Origin of the sequence: Nocardia sp. CC201C (genome assembly GCF_030010695.1) — a bacterium.
Taxonomy (GTDB): domain Bacteria; phylum Actinomycetota; class Actinomycetes; order Mycobacteriales; family Mycobacteriaceae; genus Nocardia; species Nocardia otitidiscaviarum.
This window is the reverse complement of sequence record NZ_JASCXP010000584.1, coordinates 1-3,349: the sequence shown is the minus strand read 5'-3', so window position 1 is coordinate 3,349 and position 3,349 is coordinate 1. Positions and strand designations below refer to the sequence as shown.

The following is a 3,349-nucleotide window of genomic DNA, read 5'->3' as shown; positions in this document are numbered from 1 at the left end:
GCGCGAACTGCCCGCACGCGCCGACATCCTGCTGCTGGCCGGTGACCTCACCCGGCACGGCACCGTCGACGAGGCCCGCGTGGTGGCGGCGGAATTCGGCGACGTGGGCGTTCCGGTGGTCGCCGTGCTCGGCAACCACGACCACCACAGCGATGCCCAGGACGAGATAGCCACGCTGCTCGACGATCACGGCATCACCGTGCTGGAGGGCAGCGCCGCCACCGTCACCGTCGGGGGGCACACCATCGGGGTCGCCGGAACCAAGGGCTTCGGCGGTGGATTCGCGGGCAAGTGCGCGAGCGTCTTCGGTGAGCGGCAGATGCGCGAATTCGCCTCGCACACCGTGGAGCTCGCACAGTCCCTGCGCACCGCGCTGGCCGGGCTGCGCACCGATGTCACCGTCGCGCTCACCCACTACTCCCCCGTCAGCGACACCCTGCACGGCGAACCGCGCGAGATCTACCCCTTCCTGGGCTCCTATCTGCTCGGTGAGGCCATCGACGACTGCGGTGCGGACCTGGCCGTGCACGGGCATGCGCACGCCGGCTACGAGCGCGGTACCACGCCGGGCGGCATCCGGGTGCGCAATGTGGCCGCGCCGGTGATCCGGGCGGCCTTCGCGGTGTACGACCTGCGACCGGCGTGCGACTGATCGAAATCGTTTCGCACCGGCCGAGCAGGGCATCCGACCGGTATGAGGGACGCCTCGACCGAACCCCAGGCCCTGACCGTGCTGCTGTGGAATGTGCACGGGCCCTGGACGAGAGCCTTCGTCCAGGGCGGGCACCGCTACCGCGTGATCGACTCTCCGGCCGACGATCTCGACGATGCCGACCCGGATATCGTCGTGCTGCAACGCCCCCGGGAAATAGAACTCACCGAGGAGTTGCTGGGCCGCCGACCGGGACGCGATCTGCCCGCCCTGTACGTGGAGCACGAGACCCCGCGCGAGCACGCCGCGCTGTCCCGCCATCCCCTGGCCGATCGCACCGATGTGCCGCTCGTGCACGTCACCGATTTCAATCGGCTGATGTGGGACAACGGCCGCTGCCCGACCCATGTGGTGCCGTACGGCGTGATCGATCCCGGCTACCGCTACGTCGGGACGCTCCCCCGGGCCGCCGCCATCGTCAACGACCCGGTGCAGCGCTGGCGGATCGCGGGAGCGGATCTGCTGGCCGGACTCGGCGACGCCGCGCCCATCGACGTGTTCGGCACCGGCACCGAGCGGCTGCATCACCTGCTCGGCCGCGCCGAGGACACCGTCACCGGCCGCGGTGACCTGGAACAGTCCCGGCTGCACGACGAGCTGGCGCTGCGGCGGGTGTTCGCGCACACCCCGCGCTGGACCTCGCTCGGAATGTCGGTCATCGAGGCCATGTACCTGGGCATGCCGATCGTCGCCGTCGGCACCACCGAGGCGTCGGCCGGGGTACCCGCCGAGGCCGGGGTGGTGTCCACCGACCCCGACATCCTCGCCGAGGCGGTGCGGCAGTTCGTGCACGAGCCGCTGTTCGCCGAACTGACCGGCAAGGCCGCCCGGCACTGGGCGCAGGCCAACTTCGCACTGCCGGACTTCCTCCGGCGCTGGGACCGGCTGCTGCGGGAACAGACGTCGTAGTCGTCACACCCGGTGATTGGCCGGGGCCGCCCCGGGTATCCGCGCGGTATCACCCCGTCCGACAGCACAGGAGGCCAGACATCATGCCTGCCGGAAACGAGTCGCCCGACATCCACGGTCATTCGTCCGGCCCCGTCGCGGGCTCCGGCATTCCGGAGCAGCGGGGCCGGGGCGACTACGACCCCGATATCACCCGTACCACCCGACACCACGCCGGTGAATCGGTCCAGAACTCGCGCAACTGGCCGGGTCTGATCCTCATCGCGATCGGCCTCGTCGCCCTCGCGGGGACGCTGACCGCCGCCGCGTACAGCTTCCCCGGCTGGGCCATCGCCGCCGGTGTGATCGCGGTGCTGTGCCTGGGCTTCGGCATCGGCGCGGTGACCGCCGAACACCGTCGGGTCAAGTCGCGCGAAGGGCTGCGCCTGTCCGATCAGCAGGGGCATTGACAGCAGCGAGCACCGGACACCAGAAAGCACCGGACAGCAGAGAGCACCGACAGGAGACGCCATGGAGAAGCCTGCCGCCGCCGGAGCCCGGCGGCACGGCGGTCGCGCCGCGGCGGTGCTCGCCGGGGCGGCGCTGCTGCTGACGGCCTGCTCCGATTCCACCGAGACCACCGTGCCCGGCAACTCCGCGCCCGCGCGCAGCCTGGTGATCAGCTCACCGGGCGTGCTCGCGGTCTCCGACGCGGCCGCCGACCAACTGTGCGACATGATGCGCGGCGATATTCCCGGCTGGCGTGACCAGGGCCCGGATCTGGGCAAGGTGGCGTTCAACGGGACGGTGCACAACTGGGCACTGCGAAACAGCGGCGTGAACGCCGCCGTCGTCGACAATCGCGGCGTCGTCGACCAGATCACCACCGCGCGCTGTCCGGACGTCCGAGCGGACGCGCTGCGGGTCCTCCAGATCGAGAGCTTGGCCGAAGGATTGGCGGGATTCTGATGTACACACACCGTATCGCGGGCGCGGCCGCCGCTGCCGCCGTCGCCGCCGCACTGATCACCGCGGGCTGCGGGACGGCCGAGGAGGTCGTGAACAAGGGCGGTGACACGCCGTGCAGCGAATTCGTCGCGCAGGACGGTGAAAAGCAGCGGGTGACCGTCCGCAAATTCCTGGAACAAGAACAGAGTTCCACCACCGAACCGAGCGCCGACACCGTCGACGCGGCCATAGTCAGCATCAAGCTGATGTGTCAGGCCCAGGCCAATCCCGAAACCCCCATCAAGGAGGCTGATCTCACCGGAATTTTCGTCCCGAAGTAACTCCGATGATGATCTCTCGCAAACCTTTGGCATACTGAAATCCCTGCTCCCCCTGCATATTCGAGGTTGCAGATGTACTTGCATCTGTGCGGAGCAGGGTCATAGACTCATGCCTGTAAGGCAAACAGGGGACTACCAGACAGCCGTGCGGTGAATGGTCGGCGATTCTTCGCCGACGATTAGCCGGCGGCCTGGCGTCAGGGGCGTTCGCATGAATCAGCCAATCAACCTCAGCCGACTCGGGTTCGCCGACGACAGTCGGCACGAACAGCACTATTCCCGCGAGACGGCAACGGCATTCGTGATCGATAAGGTCGAATCCACCGGAGCGGCCACTCGGTACGATTTCGATATCGAGCGAATCGTCACCACCGCACACGCGATGGTGAACGATTGGGATCTACACCTGATGCAGCCGGAAGCATTCTGGCGCATCGCCTCGAGCTTCATCCGGCAGTAG

Annotated in this window: 6 protein-coding genes; all 6 read left to right on the top strand. The window is 68.3% G+C overall.

The window, feature by feature from the left end; all coding sequences use genetic code 11:
* Positions 1-652, top strand: a 652-nt coding sequence (locus QK444_RS34435; RefSeq protein WP_282786188.1) for a metallophosphoesterase, incomplete at its 5' end; no start/stop codon positions are given.
* A 42-nt stretch (positions 653-694) separates the two neighbouring features.
* Positions 695-1,621 carry a glycosyltransferase gene (locus QK444_RS34430; RefSeq protein ID WP_282786187.1) on the top strand — a complete coding sequence of 309 codons (927 nt, stop codon included), beginning with the start codon at positions 695-697 and terminating at the stop codon, positions 1,619-1,621.
* An 83-nt stretch (positions 1,622-1,704) separates the two neighbouring features.
* Positions 1,705-2,070 (top strand): hypothetical protein, encoded by a 366-nt coding sequence (locus tag QK444_RS34425; protein ID WP_349239563.1) that lies wholly within the window; start codon positions 1,705-1,707, stop codon positions 2,068-2,070.
* A 61-nt stretch (positions 2,071-2,131) separates the two neighbouring features.
* A complete protein-coding gene (locus QK444_RS34420) occupies positions 2,132-2,569 on the top strand; it encodes a hypothetical protein (protein WP_282786186.1) in 438 nt (145 codons plus the stop codon).
* Positions 2,569-2,889 (top strand): hypothetical protein, encoded by a 321-nt coding sequence (locus tag QK444_RS34415; RefSeq protein ID WP_143980655.1) that lies wholly within the window; start codon positions 2,569-2,571, stop codon positions 2,887-2,889. The genes QK444_RS34420 and QK444_RS34415 overlap by 1 nt, the downstream gene beginning before the upstream one ends.
* A 154-nt stretch (positions 2,890-3,043) precedes the next feature.
* The gene (locus QK444_RS34410) at positions 3,044-3,349 is read left to right on the top strand and encodes a hypothetical protein (protein WP_085996423.1); all 306 of its coding nucleotides are present in this window, start codon (positions 3,044-3,046) and stop codon (positions 3,347-3,349) included.

What these genes read in the sequence shown, in the direction of transcription:
- QK444_RS34430 (WP_282786187.1), top strand. Translation starts at nt 695, where the DNA reads ATGAGGGACGCCTCGACCGAACCCCAGGCCCTGACCGTGCTGCTGTGG.
- QK444_RS34425 (WP_349239563.1), top strand. Translation starts at nt 1,705, where the DNA reads ATGCCTGCCGGAAACGAGTCGCCCGACATCCACGGTCATTCGTCCGGC.
- QK444_RS34420 (WP_282786186.1), top strand. Translation starts at nt 2,132, where the DNA reads ATGGAGAAGCCTGCCGCCGCCGGAGCCCGGCGGCACGGCGGTCGCGCC.
- QK444_RS34415 (WP_143980655.1), top strand. Translation starts at nt 2,569, where the DNA reads ATGTACACACACCGTATCGCGGGCGCGGCCGCCGCTGCCGCCGTCGCC.
- QK444_RS34410 (WP_085996423.1), top strand. Translation starts at nt 3,044, where the DNA reads ATGGTCGGCGATTCTTCGCCGACGATTAGCCGGCGGCCTGGCGTCAGG.